This window comes from Desulfitobacterium hafniense DCB-2, from assembly GCF_000021925.1.
In the GTDB taxonomy this organism is placed as follows: Bacteria; Bacillota; Desulfitobacteriia; order Desulfitobacteriales; family Desulfitobacteriaceae; genus Desulfitobacterium; species Desulfitobacterium hafniense.
The window spans coordinates 416,008-434,080 of record NC_011830.1 but is presented as its reverse complement, the minus strand read 5'-3'; the positions used below and the strand labels follow the sequence as shown (position 1 = coordinate 434,080).

At 50.1% G+C, this 18,073-nt stretch carries 16 protein-coding genes; 5 read left to right on the top strand and 11 right to left on the bottom strand.

Translation table 11 applies throughout. From position 1 onward, the window contains the following. Positions 1-9: 9 nt before the first annotated feature. The 7 genes from radA to DHAF_RS02000 form a co-directional block, all read right to left on the bottom strand. Positions 10-1,359, bottom strand: a complete 1,350-nt coding sequence (gene radA, locus DHAF_RS02030) for a DNA repair protein RadA (protein WP_015942742.1) — start codon at positions 1,357-1,359, stop codon at positions 10-12. A 252-nt stretch (positions 1,360-1,611) separates the two neighbouring features. Further along, a complete protein-coding gene (locus DHAF_RS02025) occupies positions 1,612-4,092 on the bottom strand; it encodes an ATP-dependent Clp protease ATP-binding subunit (protein WP_005810223.1) in 2,481 nt (826 codons plus the stop codon). A 37-nt stretch (positions 4,093-4,129) separates the two neighbouring features. After that, a complete protein-coding gene (locus DHAF_RS02020) occupies positions 4,130-5,182 on the bottom strand; it encodes a protein arginine kinase (protein WP_015942741.1) in 1,053 nt (350 codons plus the stop codon). A gap of 4 nt (positions 5,183-5,186) precedes the next feature. Further along, on the bottom strand, positions 5,187-5,684 hold the full coding sequence (locus tag DHAF_RS02015; RefSeq protein ID WP_015942740.1) for a UvrB/UvrC motif-containing protein: 498 nt from the start codon (positions 5,682-5,684) through the stop codon (positions 5,187-5,189). A gap of 16 nt (positions 5,685-5,700) precedes the next feature. Continuing rightward, positions 5,701-6,171, bottom strand: coding sequence for a CtsR family transcriptional regulator (locus DHAF_RS02010; protein WP_005810233.1), 471 nt, complete (start codon positions 6,169-6,171; stop codon positions 5,701-5,703). A gap of 226 nt (positions 6,172-6,397) precedes the next feature. Beyond that, positions 6,398-6,811 carry a hypothetical protein gene (locus tag DHAF_RS02005; protein ID WP_005810236.1) on the bottom strand — a complete coding sequence of 138 codons (414 nt, stop codon included), beginning with the start codon at positions 6,809-6,811 and terminating at the stop codon, positions 6,398-6,400. A gap of 185 nt (positions 6,812-6,996) precedes the next feature. After that, positions 6,997-7,425, bottom strand: coding sequence for a universal stress protein (locus DHAF_RS02000; protein WP_005810241.1), 429 nt, complete (start codon positions 7,423-7,425; stop codon positions 6,997-6,999). 160 nt (positions 7,426-7,585) lie between these two features. Here DHAF_RS02000 and DHAF_RS01995 point away from each other — a divergent pair, with 160 nt between their 5' ends. Beyond that, positions 7,586-8,905, top strand: coding sequence for an MFS transporter (locus DHAF_RS01995; RefSeq protein ID WP_015942739.1), 1,320 nt, complete (start codon positions 7,586-7,588; stop codon positions 8,903-8,905). A gap of 184 nt (positions 8,906-9,089) precedes the next feature. On the opposite strand, the gene rbr is transcribed toward DHAF_RS01995, so the two are convergent. After that, on the bottom strand, positions 9,090-9,674 hold the full coding sequence (rbr, locus tag DHAF_RS01990; RefSeq protein ID WP_015942738.1) for a rubrerythrin: 585 nt from the start codon (positions 9,672-9,674) through the stop codon (positions 9,090-9,092). A 252-nt stretch (positions 9,675-9,926) separates the two neighbouring features. Between rbr and DHAF_RS01985 the strand changes: the two genes are divergently transcribed. Together DHAF_RS01985 and DHAF_RS01980 are read left to right on the top strand one after the other, a co-directional pair. Continuing rightward, positions 9,927-11,150, top strand: a complete 1,224-nt coding sequence (locus tag DHAF_RS01985; protein ID WP_015942737.1) for an MFS transporter — start codon at positions 9,927-9,929, stop codon at positions 11,148-11,150. Between the two features lie 41 nt (positions 11,151-11,191). After that, positions 11,192-11,791, top strand: coding sequence for an NUDIX hydrolase (locus DHAF_RS01980; protein ID WP_015942736.1), 600 nt, complete (start codon positions 11,192-11,194; stop codon positions 11,789-11,791). 48 nt (positions 11,792-11,839) lie between these two features. On the opposite strand, the gene panB is transcribed toward DHAF_RS01980, so the two are convergent. Next, complete coding sequence (gene panB / locus DHAF_RS01975; RefSeq protein ID WP_015942735.1) at positions 11,840-12,676, bottom strand: 3-methyl-2-oxobutanoate hydroxymethyltransferase; 837 nt, start codon at positions 12,674-12,676, stop codon at positions 11,840-11,842. 370 nt (positions 12,677-13,046) lie between these two features. Between panB and DHAF_RS01970 the strand changes: the two genes are divergently transcribed. Further along, complete coding sequence (locus DHAF_RS01970; RefSeq protein WP_015942734.1) at positions 13,047-15,167, top strand: transglycosylase domain-containing protein; 2,121 nt, start codon at positions 13,047-13,049, stop codon at positions 15,165-15,167. A gap of 5 nt (positions 15,168-15,172) precedes the next feature. Here DHAF_RS01970 and DHAF_RS01965 read toward each other — a convergent pair whose 3' ends face one another. Then, positions 15,173-15,700 (bottom strand): WapI family immunity protein, encoded by a 528-nt coding sequence (locus tag DHAF_RS01965; protein ID WP_015942733.1) that lies wholly within the window; start codon positions 15,698-15,700, stop codon positions 15,173-15,175. A 33-nt stretch (positions 15,701-15,733) separates the two neighbouring features. Next, the gene (locus DHAF_RS01960; RefSeq protein WP_015942732.1) at positions 15,734-16,510 is read right to left on the bottom strand and encodes a YdcF family protein; all 777 of its coding nucleotides are present in this window, start codon (positions 16,508-16,510) and stop codon (positions 15,734-15,736) included. A gap of 192 nt (positions 16,511-16,702) precedes the next feature. Between DHAF_RS01960 and DHAF_RS01955 the strand changes: the two genes are divergently transcribed. Further along, positions 16,703-18,061, top strand: a complete 1,359-nt coding sequence (locus tag DHAF_RS01955) for an IS1182-like element ISDha8 family transposase (protein WP_015942731.1) — start codon at positions 16,703-16,705, stop codon at positions 18,059-18,061. Positions 18,062-18,073: the final 12 nt, after the last annotated feature.

Below are 18,073 nucleotides of genomic sequence, written 5' to 3'. Positions count from 1 at the left end.
CCATCAAGATTACTGCTCAAACATAACCTGAACAGCCTCCTCCACCGTCTTCACCGCAATCACCGTAAAATTCCCGGGAACCTTCACCGCTGAGACATTAATCCGGGGAATAATGCAGCCTTCAAAGCCCAGCTTCACAGCTTCCTTCACCCGCTTCTCGATCTGAGAAATCCCGCGCACTTCTCCGGTAAGCCCCACTTCCCCAACCAGAGCATAACGCTTCAGCGGCCGTTCCCCCAGGCTGGAGGCAATGGCTGCAATGCAGGCCAGATCTACTCCCGGTTCATCGATGCGGATACCGCCGGCAATATTGATAAACACATCCTGGGCTCCCAGATGAAGGCCTACCTTTTTATCCAAAACAGCCAAGAGCATCAAAATCCGGTTGTAGTCGATTCCCGTAGCCGTACGGCGAGGCGGTCCATAGGTGGTAGGTGTCACGAGAGCCTGAATCTCCACCAGCAAAGGCCGGGAACCTTCCACGATCACCGCCACCGAGGAGCCGGGGGCCGTGGCTGAATTCTCTCCCAAGAACACTTTGGAGGGATTGGGAACCTCCACCAGGCCGTCTTCATGCATCTCAAAAACACCGATCTCATTGGTGGAGCCGAAACGATTCTTCACAGCCCTTAACAAACGATAAACATGATGACGGTCCCCTTCAAAATAAAGCACCGTATCCACAATATGTTCCAGTACTCTCGGTCCGGCGATAGCTCCTTCCTTGGTCACATGGCCGACGAGAAAGATGGGGATCTCCTCCTCTTTGGCTAACCGCATCAAAAAGGCTGCGCCCTCCCGCACCTGGCTCACACTGCCTGCGGCGGCCTGCAGCTCTTCCAGCACCATGGTTTGGATAGAATCGACGATTAAGAGACCCGGCCCCATAGCCAAAGCCACGTCCCGGACCACCTCCAGCCGGGTCTCCGTTAAAATATGCAAACGGGATTCCTTAATGCCCAGCCGCTCTGCTCTCAGCTTAATCTGCTTCTCCGATTCTTCTCCGGAGATATACAGTACATCCATGCCCTTGGCCAATAATCCCGCCGTTTGCAGAAGCAGGGTGGATTTGCCGATGCCCGGCTCGCCGCCCAGAAGAACAAAGGAGCCGGGGACGATTCCCCCACCCAAGACCCTGTTCAACTCCTGACTGCCCGAGCTGACCCGTTCTTCCTCCCGGATCTGAATCTCTGTCAAAGGCGTTGCCTTTACTCCTAAGGGGGTACGCTTGGCAGCGGCACGCTCCACAACTTCTTCAACTAAGGTATTCCATTCCCCACAGCCCGGACATTTCCCCAACCACCGGGGGCTTTCCTGACCGCAGGACTGACAAAAAAACCGCGTCTTCACCTTTGCCAAAACCCTATCCGCCTTTCCTCCGTATATGTTCTATAATACACTAACTCCCGCAAAGAGCTTTGGCTTGCGCCTCAAAGATAAAGTTGTGAAATTCATCCAACCCAATTATTATACGGCGCAGAGGACTCAAAACCCTTTTCATTCCAGTGGGATCCGCTTAAGAATACAAAATTCATCAAGATCGGTCACAGGATCGGCCACAAGAAGCACCATAGACTAACCCCAGGGCTAGTCTATGGCTCATCATTCAACCTACTCCGCCGCTTCGGCCTTTTTGCTTTTACGGGCTCTGACTTTGGCGAATTTCATCTTGTCCTCTACGGCCTCAACTTTGATTTTGTCCCCGGACTTAAATTCTCCGAGGAGAATCTTTTCCGACAAGCTGTCTTCGATCAGGCGTTGGATAGCCCGGCGCAGAGGACGGGCGCCGAAGGTAGGATCATTGCCCTCTTTGGCAATCAGCTCAAGAGCACTCTTTTCCACCTGCAGATCATAGCCCTGTTCCTGGAGACGGCCATTAACCTGCTTCATCAAAATCTCGGTAATCTTCAAGAGTCCCTCAGTTTGCAGGGAATGGAAGACCACAATTTCGTCCACCCGGTTGAGGAACTCCGGACGGAAGGTCTTTTTCAGTTCCTCCATTACCCGTGAGCTCATATTCTTGTACTCGGTTTCCTCATCCCGGCGGGAGGCAAAGCCCAAAGCTTCTTTCTTCATGAAGGAAGCGCCCACATTGGAGGTCATAATAATCACCGCATTACGGAAATCCACCGTCCTGCCCTTGGTATCGGTGAGACGGCCATCCTCCAGAACCTGCAGCAGGATATTGAAGACCTCAGGATGAGCTTTTTCGATTTCATCCAGCAGGATAACACTATAGGGTTTACGGCGGATGGCTTCGGTCAATTGGCCCCCTTCATCATGACCGATGTATCCGGGAGGTGCTCCCACCAGACGGGAAACCGCATGCTTCTCCATATATTCGGACATATCGATACGAATCAGAGCGTCTTCCTCACCAAATAAAGCTTCTGCCAAAGCCCGGGCCAGTTCGGTCTTGCCCACGCCGGTGGGCCCGAGGAAGATGAAGGAACCTACCGGGCGTTTGGGATCTTTCAATCCGGCACGAGCCCGCCGCACAGCGCGGGAAACAGCCTTCACAGCATCTTCTTGCCCCACCACCCGTTGATGGAGAGTTTCTTCCAAGCCCAGGAGCCGTTCGCTTTCTTCCTGAGCCAGCTTCTTCACCGGAATTCCTGTCCAACTGGCCACGATCTGAGCGATATCATCGGCGGTGACCTGACTTTGGCTTATATCCCGTTTACTCTCCCAGGTGTTGCGAAGCTGAGCAAGCTCTTCCCGAAGCTGATGCTCCTCATCCCGGAATTTAGCCGCTTTTTCAAACTCCTGACCTAAGACAGCCGCTTCCTTCTCACTCTTTAAGGCTTCGATCTTTTCTTCCAAAGACTTAAGATCGGGGGGAGCTGTAAAGGCTGCCAAGCGCACACGGGAAGCAGCCTCATCCATTAAATCAATGGCCTTATCGGGAAGGAAGCGATCCGAGATATAGCGATCGGACATCTTCACAGCTGCTTCCACCGCTTCATCGGTAATCTGGGTCCGGTGATGGGCTTCATAACGATCCCGTAAACCCAAGAGAATCTGAACAGCCTGCTCTACTGTAGGCTCTCCTACCGTAATAGGCTGGAAACGCCGCTCCAGAGCGGGATCTTTTTCAATATATTTACGATATTCATCCAAGGTCGTCGCGCCGATGCATTGGAGCTCTCCCCGGGCTAAGGCCGGTTTGAGGATATTGGCCGCATCGATGGCTCCTTCAGCCGCTCCGGCTCCGATTAAGGTGTGAAGCTCATCGATGAAAACGATAATGCGGCCGTCCACCCGAATCTCTTCCATGACCTTTTTCAGGCGCTCTTCAAATTCCCCGCGATACTTGCTTCCAGCCACCACAGCGGAGAGATCTAAGGTAACCACCCGCTTGCCCGCCAGGGTTTCGGGCACTTTATTATTGATGATCCGTTGGGCCAGCCCCTCGGCAATGGCCGTTTTCCCTACCCCCGGTTCGCCGATGAGCACAGGATTATTTTTGGTGCGGCGGCTGAGGACCTGAACTACACGCTCAATCTCGTCTTCCCGTCCCACTACCGGGTCCAGCCTGCCCTCCCGGGCTTGCTGGGTCAGATCCCGGCCAAATTCATTCAAAGCCGGCGTATTGGCAGCTCCGTTATTCTTGGCTGTGCCGGGCCCGGGAGCACCGCCGGGCATGGGAATATCATCCGGTTGACCTCCTAAAAGCTGAACCACTTGCTTCCAAATTCTTTCCGGGCTCACACCGAGATTGCGCAGCACCCGGGCCGCTACACCTTCTCCTTCCATCAGCAGACCGAGGAGCAGATGCTCAGTACCGATATAGCTGACCCCATGACGACGGGCTTCTTCATGAGCCAGCTCCATTACCCGTTTAACCCGGGGAGTCAGGCTTACCTCTCCGGTAAAAGGCTGGCCGATACCAGTCAGGTTGCCGATTTGTTCCCGGATTTTCTCCGGAGTCACCCCGATGCCATGAAGGGATTTGGCGGCGATACCTTCCCCTTCAGCCACTAAACCAAGCAGCAGATGCTCGGTGCCAATCACATTGGAGCCCATGCGCTTAGCTTCGTCTGAGGCGAATTGCAGCGCCTTGAGAGCCTTTTCCGTATATTTTTCATTCATTTTGATTTCACCATCCTTGTTTTAATTCATTAAGCATTTATTTCACTTCGGCCATAGCCTTGCGCATATAACTGGCGCGCTCCTCATCTCGTTGCTCCGGACTAAGCTCCCGCTCCAAGCCATATTGCAGGGAAGCCGGCAAAGTCTCCACCAACAAAGTACTAAAGCTTTGCTGACGGGGAGGAAGAATTCCCATATCGACTCCCAGACGATCCAGGGACAGGCATTGCAAAGCATCCTCAGAGTTGAGAAGCCTGGCCTTTTCCAGGGTTCCCCGAGCTCTCCAGACCTTATCTTGGAGGACCAGGGGGGCCTCCCGGACCAAGCCTTCCCGGGCATGAACCTCCTGTTCGATAATCTGACGGGTCACCGCTTCCAGATGAGTGATGGTATCCTCTTCACTCTTGCCCAGAGTGATCTGATTGGATACTTGATAGATATGCCCAAAGGCTTGGGAACCTTCCCCATACAAGCCCCGGACAGCTAAACCCAGATGATTGAGAGCCCCCAGCAGCTGCTGCACACGGTTAGTCATGACCAGCGCCGGCATATGCACCATCACTGAGGCCCGCATGCCTGTACCCACATTGGTGGGGCAGGCGGTCAGATACCCCTGGGCTTCCCGATAGGCGAAATCCAAACGTTCCTCCAACTGATCATCCATGGTATTGGACAAGAGATAGGCTTCCTTGAGCTGATCTCCCGGCAGCAGCACCTGGATTCTGAGATGATCCTCTTCGTTGACCATCACGGAAACCCGGTGATCTGAATTAATCGCCACCCCGCGAGCGCCCCGGGAGTTGACCAAGGCCGGGCTGATCAGGTGTTTTTCGATCAGCACATACTGCTCAATAGGCGTCAAATCCTTCATAGAATAGTAGGTTAATTTATCCTGATCGATAGTCAGGGCTTCCAGCTCAGCGGAGACTTTCTGTTCGATATCCTGAGCAGCTTCCTGGGAAAGCCCCAGAGGGAAAGGCACTCCTTCCAGATTGCGGGCCAGACGAATCCGGCTGCTCAGCACCACCGGGGTGTCCGGGTTTTCCCTCATCCACTCACTATTCTTCAGCAAATGTTCTTTTCTCTCCATAGTCTCATCCCCCCAGCTTCTGCTCGAGTTCACGAATTTGGTCACGCACCACGGCGGCTGCTTCAAATTCTTCCTTGCGAATGAGCTGTTGCAGCTTCTCCTTGAGTTTTTCAATCTCCGCTTTTTCGCGCAGGTCGGCTCCTTTGCGGGCAGGAATCTTGCCCACATGACAGCCGCCCCCATGGATCTTGCGCAGGATAGGCTCCAGCTCCGACTGGAATTTATCGTAACAGCCGCTGCAGCCCAGCTTTCCCGCCTGAGTAATCTCCGAAAGCCGGCGTCCGCATTGGGGACAGGCTTCTTCCTTTAAGGCCTGGGCATTGGTGGTAAAATTAAAAAGGGACTGTAAGAAATCCGGAATAATTCCCGGGCTGAAAACAAAGCTCACTTCCGGAGCATTCTTAGCGCAGTGATCGCAAAGGTACAGTTTGACCATTTCCCCATTGACGATCTTGGTAAACTGAACATTGGCCTCTCTCTGTTGGCAATGTTGGCAGAGCATAGTGATCCCCTCCTGTTTAATGCAAATCCTCCCGGCTTAAGGTCAGAAGGATTCGTTTCATCATATGGGCCCTGAGCCCATTGATGGTGGGGCTTTCCGGACCCAGAGTTTCCCGGTGGAAAACAGTGCGGATGATCTCTTCTTCCCGCCGGGTAATAATCTCATCTTCAACCAGACGCTGCAGCAGGTTAAAGGCTCGGCTCTCCCCCAACTGACTGCCGATCAGCTGTTTCATGATCGTTTGAAAATCTCCGTCATCATGAAAGCCCAGGCGGACAATCCGCAGATACCCGCCGCCGCCGCGACGGCTCTCTACCAAATATCCCCGCTCTACAGAAAAGCGAGTATCAAGAACATAATTAATCTGAGATGGAGCACATGAGAACTCCTCAGCCAGAACACCCCGTTGCAGGATAACATAGCCCTCCGCCGATTGTTCCAGGATCCGCTTCAAATAAACCTCGATGCGGTCCGCTAGATTTCCCATTACACGACACTCCCTTGACTATGACATTCTTTGACCTTATGACCTTCTTTGACCTTTGATAATATTTTACCCTAAAAATGCATTTTTGCAAATACTTTCAGCAGATTCTTTCTGCACATCCTTCCCGAACTATCCTTCCCGATTTCTTATAAATCATTGCATAGTGTTATCCGGGGCGGACAGAAGGAGCCAGCTGAAGATAAATAAAAAACTTCGTTTTTGCCAATCAAGCAAAAACGAAGTATGCCCATGTCCCCAGGGTGATGCATCCCGTTAAGGATAAGATGATATAGACTTTGGTTCCCGACCAAAAGGGCTGGTCCTCTGCCAAAAAGTCTTCAGCAAAATCCTCATCAGTATCCTCTTTAAAATTAAAGCTTTCCCGGCCCTTTTCATTATGATTAAAGTTCCTGCCCTGACCCTCACTATTAAAAGGACCTCTATCCGGAACCTTTGTCTGCTCAATATCCTTAAAGGAAGGCTTCTTCAGGAAGTCCCCGGACTCAGCCTCTCTGGTCCCCAGGTCCACAGTTTTCCTTAAGGGCCCTGCCGTCCGGGATGCAATATCCTCCCAATGAATCGTACCCTTTAATAGATAGTCAATCTCCTCTGAAGTGAGGCGAATTTCTTTTTCCTTCATGTCTGCACTACGCTCCTATTGGGTTTAACTTACACATTTTGGTATTCGCTAAAAAAAGAAAAAACCCTGCTTGCCATAGCAGGGCTAAAGGCCTATTTATCCAAGAATTTTGTACTAATTTGCCGGACTTTGCTGCGAATCATCTGATTCATAAAACAGAACCAGTCTAATAAGCAGTGCTCAGCCTACTTCACAAGCAACACCGGAACCGGTGATTTCTGCAGTACCCGTTGGCTGACGCTGCCCAGGACAGATCCCGTGATCGGTCCATAGCCATGACTGCCGATGACTACCAAATCAATACCATCCTTCTTAATCTGATCGATAATCTTAATAACCGGGTGACCAATCTCCAGCACCGTCTTCGTCGGCACTCCCTCTGCGGACACTTCCGCCATGGTCGCATCTAAGGCCATCTGGCCGTTCTTGGCAACATCCTCCTGGGAGAAAACATAGCCATAAGGTACAGTGTTGCCCCAAAGAGCTTGCGGTGTATAGGTCACATGAATGAGTACAATTTCTGATTGAAAAAGTCCGGCCAGCTCGACAGCCGTCTTAAAGGCCCGCACAGAGAATTCGGACCCATCTGTTGGAACAAGTATCTTCTTATACATAGAAATTGCCCCCCTTCTTTTAAAGACTCCCGGCAAGGATTCTTCTTACTTTAATTTTAAGTAGTTATTTTTCAAAAAGCAACTTATAATAGTGTTTTATAGGACATTTTTAAAATGTAACAGGTCGGCTTGTTTATCATCTCAGAAAGAAGTGGGAATTTTGCAACCCTATGTAAAATCATTCCGTTATGGCTGGAGCAGCTGGAGCATCTTAGTCATAGCCTTCATTACCGTCTTTTTTCACCGCTTATCCGTTGGCTCCGTAGCAGACGAACTGACCCGGGAAATTCCCATGAATTCAGTGACTCTGGGGAATCTGACCGCCATGAATTATTACGCCTACGCCCTGATGCAAATACCCGTAGGCATCCTGGTGGATCGCATCGGTGTCCGCAAAATCAACTTCTGCGGGCTCTTGGTCACAGCGGCCGGAAGCATTCTGTTCGGACTGGCCCATACCCTGGAAGCGGCCTATCTCTCTCGTTTCCTGGTCGGCATCGGCTCCTCGGTGATTATCGTCTCCATCTTCAAGATTCAAGCCACTTGGTTTCCCCTTTCACGCTTCTCCGTCCTGTCGGGGCTGACGTCCTTCTTTGGTAATTTCGGCTCCTTACTGGCCCTCTATCCCCTGACCTTTCTCTCCCTGACCTTCGGGTGGCGGAATGTCTTTTATTGGATGGCCGGCATCTCCCTCTTGTTGGCCCTTCTGGTACTCTGGGGAGTGCGGGATGCCAGGACCGAAATTTACAGCCCCCCTCGGGAGACAGCCGCAGCCGGTTCAACAGGTCCAACCGGTTCAGTCAGCCCCTTAAGCCGAAAGCATTCCCAAACCCCAGAACATACCTCCACCGCAGTAAAGCCCCTTCCTTTCCTGGCTTACCTCAAGGAAAGCCTCTCCTGCGTTCTCAAGAATCCCCGGACCTGGCCCAATGTGCTGATCCTTTTCGCCTTTACCGGATCCAGTACCACCTTGCTGGGACTGTGGGGAATTCCCCTCATGACTCAACTTTACTCTCTCGATAAAGCCACCGCAGCGGGATATGTGACTTTTGCCACCTTCGGCTTCATCCTGGGCGCTCCTTTAATCTCCCTTTGGGTCCGTTTGCTGAAGGGGATCCGCCCGGCTCTTTTAGCCGGAACGGGGCTTAACCTGCTGTTGTGGATATACATCGTCATCATTGCCGGCGGCCGCCCGGCAGCAGAGCTCTGGCCCGCCTTTTTCTTCATATTCGGCCTGCTGATCATGACTCATATTCTCGCTTTCTCCAATGTCACCGCTGTCAACCCTCTCAACTACAGCGGCATGGCCACAGCGATTACCAATATGGCTGAATTCATCGGCAGCTCCCTGGCCAGCTTAACCATCGGCTTGATTTTAGATTTCAGCGGCAACCCCAGTGCCGCCTGGTGGGTCATCCTGAGCATGGCTGCTCTAGGCTTTATGGCCGCCCTGCTTATAAAGGAGCAACCTGCAAGTTGATTCTCCAGGATTTTGCTTTAGGCGTTCACTCCATAAGCTGCGCGGAGCAATCTAATCGCTTAAATCTGTTCTCTGCCTTAAAGCAAAATCCTTGGGCTGCTTTGCAGGTCTGAGTAGTTCAACTCTGCAAAAAACAAAGAACCCTTTACGGGTTCTTCGCAATATCCTGATCTGGAGCAAGTTTTTAGTATACTTCCGGCAGTGGCTTGAAATAGCCTTGAGGATGTTGGCAAGCCGGGCAAAGATCGGGAGCTCCGGAGCCCTCATGAACATAGCCACAGTTCTCACATTTCCAGGAGATTTTTTCATCTTTTTTGTAGAGAGTGCCATTTTCCAATTCAGCGGCCAAGCGGGCATAACGCTCTTGATGGTGAGCTTCTACCGTGGCGATTTTGCGGAAGGCCACGGCGATATCGGCATAACCTTCTTCATCAGCAATATCGGCAAAGGTATTGTAGTCGATTACTTCTTCACCTTCACCGGCGGCTGCGCTCTTCAGGTTGGCCAAAGTATCCCGATAGTTGAGAGGATAATCGGCGTTCACACGGAAAACCTCTGTTTGGTCACCGGCATATTTTTGCAGGAATTTATAGAATACTTTTGCATGCTCTTTTTCGTTGTCTGCAGTAGAGATGAAGATGTTTTGAATGGCTTGGTGTCCTTCATTCTTGGCGACGCCGGCGTAAAAGGTATAGCGATTGCGTGCTTGAGACTCCCCCGCAAATCCATTGACTAAGTTCTGAAATGTTTTTGAATCCTTGAAATCCATTGATACAAACCTCCCCGTTTTTGCTTTTGGTAGTATACCAAGTATTGGTCTTTCTATACTTGGCTCAATACACTTTTGTTAAATTCTTCATTTAGGTTGCTTTTCCTGCCTCTTTTCCTAAAGTTTTTTAAAATCATTATTGATTACCCGATTTTAGAGATATTATTTTCCTAAAAGTGGATTGTTATTTTTTCTTTCCAGTGATACGTTATTATGGCGGTTACTATCTTTAACTACATAAGAGGTTATACTATGAATACACAGTACCTGAATAAATTCAATATCCCACGGCCCATCCTGGTTTTGATCATCGGAGGATTTATCCACTCAGTGGGCAGCTCCTTTATGTGGCCCCTGAACAGTATCTTTATGCATAATATCCTGGGACGTTCCCTCACTGAAGCAGGAGCCCTTATCTCTCTTCAAGCTCTGGCCACCTTGGTGGGACAGTTTATCAGCGGTGTCCTGGCCGATCGTTTTGGTTCCCGCAGGGTTATGATCTATGGATTGATCGGCGCGATTCTTCCCCTCATCTTAATCAGCTGCTTCCCTATTTGGGAAGTGTATGCTCCCGGCCTCCTTTTCTATGGTTTTGCAATCGCCTTCATTTTCGTGCCCATCAACGCCTTAGTCTTTACCCTCTGGCCTGAAGGCGGGCGGCGGGGATTTAACCTGCTCTACGTGTTCAACAATGCCGGAGTAGCTGTGGGAACAGCTCTAGGCGGCTTTATCGCCGCCCTGTCCTTCAAATTGGTCTTTTTGCTCAACGGTCTTTTCTTTTTTATTTATCTTTTAATGGTTCTTATCTTCTTGCCTGCCAAAGATATCCAGAGCAAGCCCTTGAGCAAATCCCGGGTTAAAGTGCCTATTTTTAAGGATCGGGGCTTCCCTGTTCTGATCGCTCTTTGTGCCGCTATCTTCCTTATGTGGGGTGCCTATATCCAGATCAACACCGTTCTGCCGGTGACCATGACGAATCTGGGGTATTCCCTGCCCCAATACAGTATTCTCTGGACCTTAAACGGGGTGATCATCGTCGCCTTCCAACCGGTCATCCATTGGATTATCCGCCACTGGGCGCCTACCCTCTCCCGTCAATTCTATGTATCCTGCCTATTTTACGCCATAGGCTTTCTGATCCTGCTGGGCAATTTCCCTTACCCCTCTTACTTCATAATGATGATCATCATCACCTTGGGAGAAATGCTGGTTCTGCCCGGTGTTCCGGCTGCAGCCGCCCTCATCGCCCCGGAAGGAAAAACAGCCACCTATCAGGGGGTCGTGGGAGGAGCTGCCTCCGGCGGCCGTGCCCTTGGCCCTATTCTGGGAGGCTTGGCCTTTGACCATTACGGCGGCAACATGGCTTGGGCTTTGGCCCTAATCTTTGTCAGCATCGCCCTGTTGCCTTTCTATCTCTATCAGCGTCGGGAGAGAACCTTCACCCAAGGAACCGGCACCAAGGAGCAAGCAATTTAAAATTAATAAACTAAAGAAAAAATACTAAAGGGATGAATGCTATGCCGCTACCAATCGTTGACTATAAATTCTGCCCCCAATGCGGGAAGCCTCTCCTCAGCGTCGATTTCTCCGGCCAGCACCGTCCTCACTGCCCGGATTGTTCCTTTGTCTTCTGGGGGAATTTCTCCTTAGGGGTAGGAGGAGTGGTCTGGCATGAGGGCAAGGTCCTCCTGGTTCAACGGGCCCATAATCCCGGCAAGGGGAACTGGACCATCCCCGGAGGCTATGTGGAACAAGACGAGCAAATCGCCGTTGCCATCACCCGGGAAATCCGGGAAGAGACCGGCATCCACGCCAAGCCCCTTTCCGTCATTGCCTTGCGGGATCGCCCCGGGGAAAAGCACGATGCTTATGTCGTCTTTCTCCTGGAATACTTAGGGGGCACTTTGCAGGGTGAGCCTGAAGAAGTTAGCGATTTGGGCTTCTTCACCCTTGAGGAATGCGAAAACCTCCCCATTGCCCAGCTCAGCCTCAGTGTGATCAAAGCTTCCCGCACCCTGCTTATCCCCACCTCTCCAGGCTTTCTGCCCCAGACAGGGGTAAAAATGATCGGTGGCGATCAGGCTATTTTATATCAGATATCGAAGGAGCAGGAATAACAAAAGCAGCATGCCATTAGAAAAAATGGCCATGCTGCTTTCTTAGCTTTAGCCCCTGCCTCCATACAAGGTTTTTAATTCCTCTTCCTTCATGGTAAAGCTGTGCTCATCATCGGGGAAATTCATACTTCTTACCTCATCCGCATAGTCCTGCAATCCTTTGAGCATGAGTTGATCAGCATTGGCATAAGCTTTGACAAACTTGGGAGCCCGGTTCACCCCATAGGTGAGTATGTCATGGTAGACGAGCACTTGTCCATCGGTATGAACACCTGCGCCGATGCCAATGGTGGGAATTGTCAAGGTCGTAGAAATTTCCTGGGCCAGCTGCTTAGGAATACACTCCAGGACCAGGGCAAAGGCCCCTGCCTCCTGGCATTCCTTCACATCCTCCAGCATTTTGCGGGCGGCTTCCCCATCTTTACCCTGAACTTTAAAACCACCGAGAACTGCAGCAGTCTGAGGTGTCAGACCAAGATGAGAGACTACAGGTATCCCCGCGCGGACAAGAGCTTTGATATGAGGGATCATTTCATCCGCACCTTCCACCTTTACAGCCTGGGCCCCCGTCTCCTGAATAAGCCTTGCTCCATTGAGCAAAGTATCCCTGATGGACAGATGGCAGCTCATAAAAGGCATGTCCGCCACGATAAACGTATTGGGAGCCCCGCGCTTAGCTGCTTTCCCATGATGGATCATGTCTTCCATGGTGACATAAACCGTAGAGTCGTAGCCCAGCACCACATTGCCCAGAGAATCCCCCACTAGAATTATGTCCGCACCCGCTTGTTCGGCCTGCTTGGCTGAGGGGTAATCGTAGGCGGTAATCATGACAATCTTTTTTCCCTCATTTTTCATCACCCAGAAGTCTTTTGTTGTTTTCAACGTTTTTCCTCCTTTTTTCAGGAGAGAAGACAAAACAGAGCAACAAAAAAGTTCCCCCTTGTCAGAAGGAACCACACAAAACACAGCACTGTTTTATCCCTCTGTCCCGGTCCGTATTGGCTACAGGCAGTGTAATATTGAATGGTTCTTACGAAAAGGTGCAGTTCGAATGATACTGCCCAAATCAAGTATAGCAGATATTATCCGGATCGGCTACAGAAGAAAAACAACGGCTCATGGCACCCCCCTAAAACCTTTCAGGCTTTTCGTATATCTGAATAAATACCTATAGCAAAACCATCAGTCATTAAGACCGATGGTTTATTTCTTTGTTTATGATTCTTCTATATAATCCAAAAGGAGGCCTATCATGAATAATTCCCCGGACCCTCAAGGGAAATGGCAAGCTTATCTTAGCAAGGCCTTAGCAAAATGCCGCACCTTTAAGTTCCCTGCTTTCTATAAAAAACCTAAATTCTGGCGCAACCTGGCCATCCTTTTTTTGTTCGTACTGCTGTCCGGCCTGGGCGCCGGTTACTATTGGATCTCCACCCTGGATGTAAGCAAGCTGGAAAGCCCCCTGGCCAAGCCCACCTATATCTACGACCAGGCAGGCAACAAGATCTCGCAGCTCTCTTCCTCCCGTATTGAGCCCGTAACTCTGGAACAAGTCCCTCAGCTTGCACAGCAGGCCATTATCGCTACCGAAGATAAACGCTTCTATGAACACCAAGGTGTGGATTTCCGCTCCATCCTGCGCGCCCTCATCCAGGACCTGAAAACCCGGAATTTCTCCGAGGGGGGCAGCACTATCAGCCAACAGCTGGCGAAAAATCTTTTTCTCACCTCAGACAAGACCCTCAGCCGCAAGTTGAAGGAAGCCGGCTATGCCATTAAAATTGAAGCCACCCTCTCCAAGGAAGAGATTCTGGAAGCCTACCTCAACCATATCTATTTTGGGGAAGGCCGCTGGGGACTTCAGGAAGCCGCCCGTTACTATTTTGGCAAAAATGCCGAAGAGCTGAACCTGGAGGAATCCGCCCTTCTTGCCGGCATCCTCAAAGGCCCCACCATCTACTCCCCTCTCCAAGATAAGGAACTGGCTCTCCAGCGCCGGAACATCGTCCTCGCCATGATGGCCGACCAGGGCTATATTACCGCCAAGGAAGCCGCTCAGGCTACTGCAGCGCCCATCGCCCTGCGCACCAAGCCTTTAGATAATTTATCCGGCAAATACGCCCCCTACGTGGATTATGTCATCGAAGAAGCTATCAACCGCTATGGCTTTACAGAAGATCAGATTCTCACCCTTGGTCTGCAAATTCATACCCAAATGGATGCCAAGGTTCAACAAGCCGCCGAAACCGTCTATAAAGATGACCAATTCTTCCCCCAAGGCCAGAGCGATCAAAAGGTCCAAAGCGGCATCGCCATTCTTGACCAGCATACCGGGGCTATCCGAGGTCTGGTGGGGTATCGGGGGGAAAGCGCTTTCCGCCAGTTTAACCATGCCTCCCAGCTCAAGCGCCAACCCGGTTCCATCATCAAACCCCTGATGGTCTATGGCCCCGCTTTAGAAAAAGGCTATCGCCCTGATGCCCTCCTCTATGACGGTCCTCTGGATCTGGACGGTTATGCGCCAAAGGATTGGGACGGCCAAACCCGGGGCTGGGTGACCATGGAAGAGGCCATTCAGCAATCCTGGAACATCCCCGCTGTCTGGTTATTTGATCAAATCGGCATCGACACCGGAAAAGCCTTTGTGCAAAAAGCCGGCATCCCTTTAACTGAAAAGGATGCCCATTTAAGTCTGGCTCTGGGTGGATTTGCAGAAGGAGTCTCTCCCCTGGAGATCGCCCAGGCCTATACCGCCTTTGCCAATCAAGGGCTCATGCACACAGCTCACGCCATCACCAAAATTACCACCGCCGACGGACATGTCTTAGCCCAAATGCAGCCGGAAAGCGTCCAGGTCACAGAGCCTGATCACGCCTATACCATGACCCTTCTTCTCCAAAACGTCGTCCAGCAGGGAACCGCCCCTAAAGCCGCTCTGGGCAGTCGTCCCGTAGCCGGAAAAACCGGTTCTGTGGAGTTGCCGCCTACCCAAGAGTTTGCAGGTATCAGCAAGGGGCAAAAAGATGTCTGGTTTGTCGGTTACACGCCTGAGCTGACCGCTGCCATCTGGATGGGCTATGATCAAACGGATCGGGATCATTACCTCACCACCTCCGGCGGCTCGGGGCCTGCCGTCGTCTTCCATGAAGTCCTCTCTTCAGCCCTCAAGGACACCCCTATCAAACCTTTTGAGGTTCCCGCCGGGTATGTGAAGGATTGGAATATCTGGCCCGAAGGCTGGGATGATCAGGATGAATACGACCAAAACAAGGATGACGATAAAGATAAAAAGGACAAAAAGGGTAAGAAGAACAAGAAAGACCCCAAAGATAAAAACGAGTTCTGGGACCTTTTTCAGGATCTATGGAGCTAGTAACCTTATGTCCTGTCGTTATCTTTCTTAACGATTCTTAACCTATCCCGCGGCGAGGATGCCAGCTCCTTGATGCCCTGGAGCCGCCGCGGATAGATCAGCAAATCGGCTTCGAGGGATTGGCAAAAGGCCTCGATATCCTCAAGATTAATGGCGAAGTCCATGGAAAAATAGGCAGGTTTACGCAGGGTATGAACCCAATCGGGACAGGTTTCATGACCTAATGTAACCCGCAGCGTCTCGATTTTTCCATTCTCTCCCCGAAGAGCTTGAAACAGGAGGTTAGGCTCAATAAACTCCAGCACCTCTGACTCCGGCTGTTTATAAAGTATATCCCGTGCCCATTTAATCAAAATTCCCGCTTCCCAGGTTAATAGACTGGGGTCTCTTTTGACCCAAGTCTTTTCCCCATGTTTGCAATAGACCTCCACAATCAGCCAATTGGAGTCAAACCCCAGATCATTGTCTTTATCAGGAAACTCATATCCTACAATCCTTAATGAGAATTCATCTCCATGACTCCCTCTGAGCATAGTGCTAATCCTCCTTCTTCAAAGCGTCTTTCTTTACCTGTCAATAAGAATGGACTTTACCACAGCAAAATACTCGCGAAGATAAGCATTGGGTCTGATATACCAAGGGGTGGAGCAAGGTACCCCCACAGGATTCAGCCCATTGCGTTCGGCTAAAATCTTGGAACGAAACATATGAAAATCGCTGGTGATCACCAGCACCGGTTCAGCCGGATCAAAGCCCTCCAATTGATCAAGCAAAACGCGGGAAAACCGGAAGTTTTCCATAGTACTGGTGGAGCGATCTTCTTTGAGGATTCGCTCCGGGGCAATTCCCTGCCCGATCAAATACTGAGCCATGGCCTCCGCCTCGGGAATCCATTCCCCTGGTCCTTGGCCGCCGGAAACCACCACCTTCATCTGCGGGTTTTCTGCTAAGATTCCTACCCCCTTATCCACCCGCTCCCGCAGAGTCCAGGAAAGCTGCTCCCCATTCAGACCTGCGCCCAGGATGATCAAAACCTTCCCCTGTTCAGGTCTTCTATCCTCTGTGTTCCATAATATTAATCCCTCAATAATGAAAAAGGAGCCCAGCAACAGAACGATTCCCCAGCGAATTAGTTTACGCAACCCTGGAAACCGCTGGCTAAAAAGCGTATTTCTAAACTTATCCCCCCATAATCCCCATAACAAGAATAAGCTCCCTACTCCCGCGGGGAGGATAGTCCCTAAATTGACTCCACCCTTAAGACCGGTTACTACGATTGTATCAAGGATCCCGATGATCCCTGCCAGGATGCTAAGCCAGGAACCCCAGCTTCTCTTCACCATAGCTACACCCCTAACCATTGCCATTGTTACACACAAATTTGTGAATTTATTGTTAAATGAGTTAGTTTCATAACTCGAAACCCTTAATATTTCAGCTTTTTTTGACAAATTAAAAAGGAGTACCTCCCCAACATCTCGAAATTGTAGTCGTCCAAAACCAAACACCGAGAGGTAGGAAAGGAGTACTCCCTGATGTTTAATATTCGCCAAGAACGTCTATTTTCCTTGGAGGAAATACTAGAAACTTCTCCAAGAGAATCATATGCTCTAATTCTTGGGCCTTTGGACATTAACCCTTTACTTGAGGCGGTTTCAAAAAAGGCAATCTTCGGAGCTCCAACTCAACTAAACTACACCGCTATGATCTACTCTTTGATCATTCGAGTCATTGAAAGAATCCCTACAATTAAGGACTTGCGTAAGCGTTTGAAAAACAGCCTGGAATTTCGTTTCGACTGTGGATTTACGCTTGCTGACTCGGTTCCTAGCGAAGCATCTTATTGCCGAATGATCAAAAAGATAGATGACTCCTCTGTTTTGGCTAACTCTCAGGATGATTTGGTGCTTCAGGCATTTAAAGAAGGGTTTATTGATCCAGAATGTGTTGTGGCAATAGATGCTACTCATATCGAAGCGAGAGATCGCAAGCCTGAAAAAAAGCAAGAAGAAACTCCGGTTGAAAAGACTCCTAAAAAGCGTGGACGGAAGCCCAAATCAGAAAGAGAGGCATGGCTTAAGGAACAAGAGGAGCTAGAAAAGAATCGCCCCATATTTGAGAAGAAGATTGAAGATCAACTTTCCTGCACCTTCACAGAATTAGCACAACACATTCCTCTTGATCCTCAATGGGGGATTAAAAAGAATTCAGAAGGAAAAAACGTGTTCTGGTATGGCTTCAAAGGGCACCTCCTTGTTGATTGTAAGGGTCAGTACGTTTTAAGTTCTTTACTATCTTCAGGGAACATAAATGATGGGAAAATGGCTATTCCTTTGCTTAAAGCGCTGAGTGAAAAACATCCTTACTTGAACCCCTCCTATATCCTCGCAGATGCTGGATATGACTATATCCCCATATACCAGCAAGCGAGATGTATAGGAGCACGGGCACTCATTGATTACAATAAGCGAAACGAGCAACTTCCAGAAGACAATGATAAATATTTTCGTCCAATATGCCAGAAGGGTTATTCGTACCGCTACGATAGCCATGATCCGCGTTATGATACTTTGAAATACACTCGACCCAAGGAATGCCAGGAGTGTCCCCTCAAAGATAGTGATACCTGCCAAAAGGTATTTAAGATTAAGACTTTGTCAGATCCCAGAAAGTACACAGTACCAGCTAGGGGAAGCGACCGTTACTTTGAGCTTTACAAACAACGAACCGCTGTAGAGCGAGTCAATGCGTATCTAAAGGAGTATTTCCAGCTCAACAATATCCGTCATCGCGGAAAAAGTGCCCAAGTAGATTTTCAGTTTTCAATCCTTGCTTATACCCTCTGCAAATTAGCAGTTGACCGACTAAACAAGTCCATGAGAATTGCCGCTTAATTTTTAAAAACG

Excerpts from the sequence above, each read along its gene's own strand:
- DHAF_RS01980 (WP_015942736.1), top strand. The coding sequence starts at position 11,192 with ATGCCGCTACCAATCGTTGACTATAAATTCTGCCCCCAATGCGGGAAG.
- DHAF_RS02025 (WP_005810223.1), bottom strand. The coding sequence starts at position 4,092 with ATGAATGAAAAATATACGGAAAAGGCTCTCAAGGCGCTGCAATTCGCC.
- DHAF_RS01965 (WP_015942733.1), bottom strand. The coding sequence starts at position 15,700 with ATGCTCAGAGGGAGTCATGGAGATGAATTCTCATTAAGGATTGTAGGA.
- DHAF_RS02010 (WP_005810233.1), bottom strand. The coding sequence starts at position 6,171 with ATGGGAAATCTAGCGGACCGCATCGAGGTTTATTTGAAGCGGATCCTG.
- DHAF_RS02000 (WP_005810241.1), bottom strand. The coding sequence starts at position 7,425 with ATGTATAAGAAGATACTTGTTCCAACAGATGGGTCCGAATTCTCTGTG.
- DHAF_RS02020 (WP_015942741.1), bottom strand. The coding sequence starts at position 5,182 with ATGGAGAGAAAAGAACATTTGCTGAAGAATAGTGAGTGGATGAGGGAA.
- DHAF_RS02005 (WP_005810236.1), bottom strand. The coding sequence starts at position 6,811 with ATGAAGGAAAAAGAAATTCGCCTCACTTCAGAGGAGATTGACTATCTA.
- DHAF_RS01955 (WP_015942731.1), top strand. The coding sequence starts at position 16,703 with ATGTTTAATATTCGCCAAGAACGTCTATTTTCCTTGGAGGAAATACTA.
- DHAF_RS01960 (WP_015942732.1), bottom strand. The coding sequence starts at position 16,510 with ATGGTGAAGAGAAGCTGGGGTTCCTGGCTTAGCATCCTGGCAGGGATC.
- DHAF_RS01985 (WP_015942737.1), top strand. The coding sequence starts at position 9,927 with ATGAATACACAGTACCTGAATAAATTCAATATCCCACGGCCCATCCTG.
- DHAF_RS02015 (WP_015942740.1), bottom strand. The coding sequence starts at position 5,684 with ATGCTCTGCCAACATTGCCAACAGAGAGAGGCCAATGTTCAGTTTACC.
- rbr (WP_015942738.1), bottom strand. The coding sequence starts at position 9,674 with ATGGATTTCAAGGATTCAAAAACATTTCAGAACTTAGTCAATGGATTT.
- DHAF_RS01970 (WP_015942734.1), top strand. The coding sequence starts at position 13,047 with ATGAATAATTCCCCGGACCCTCAAGGGAAATGGCAAGCTTATCTTAGC.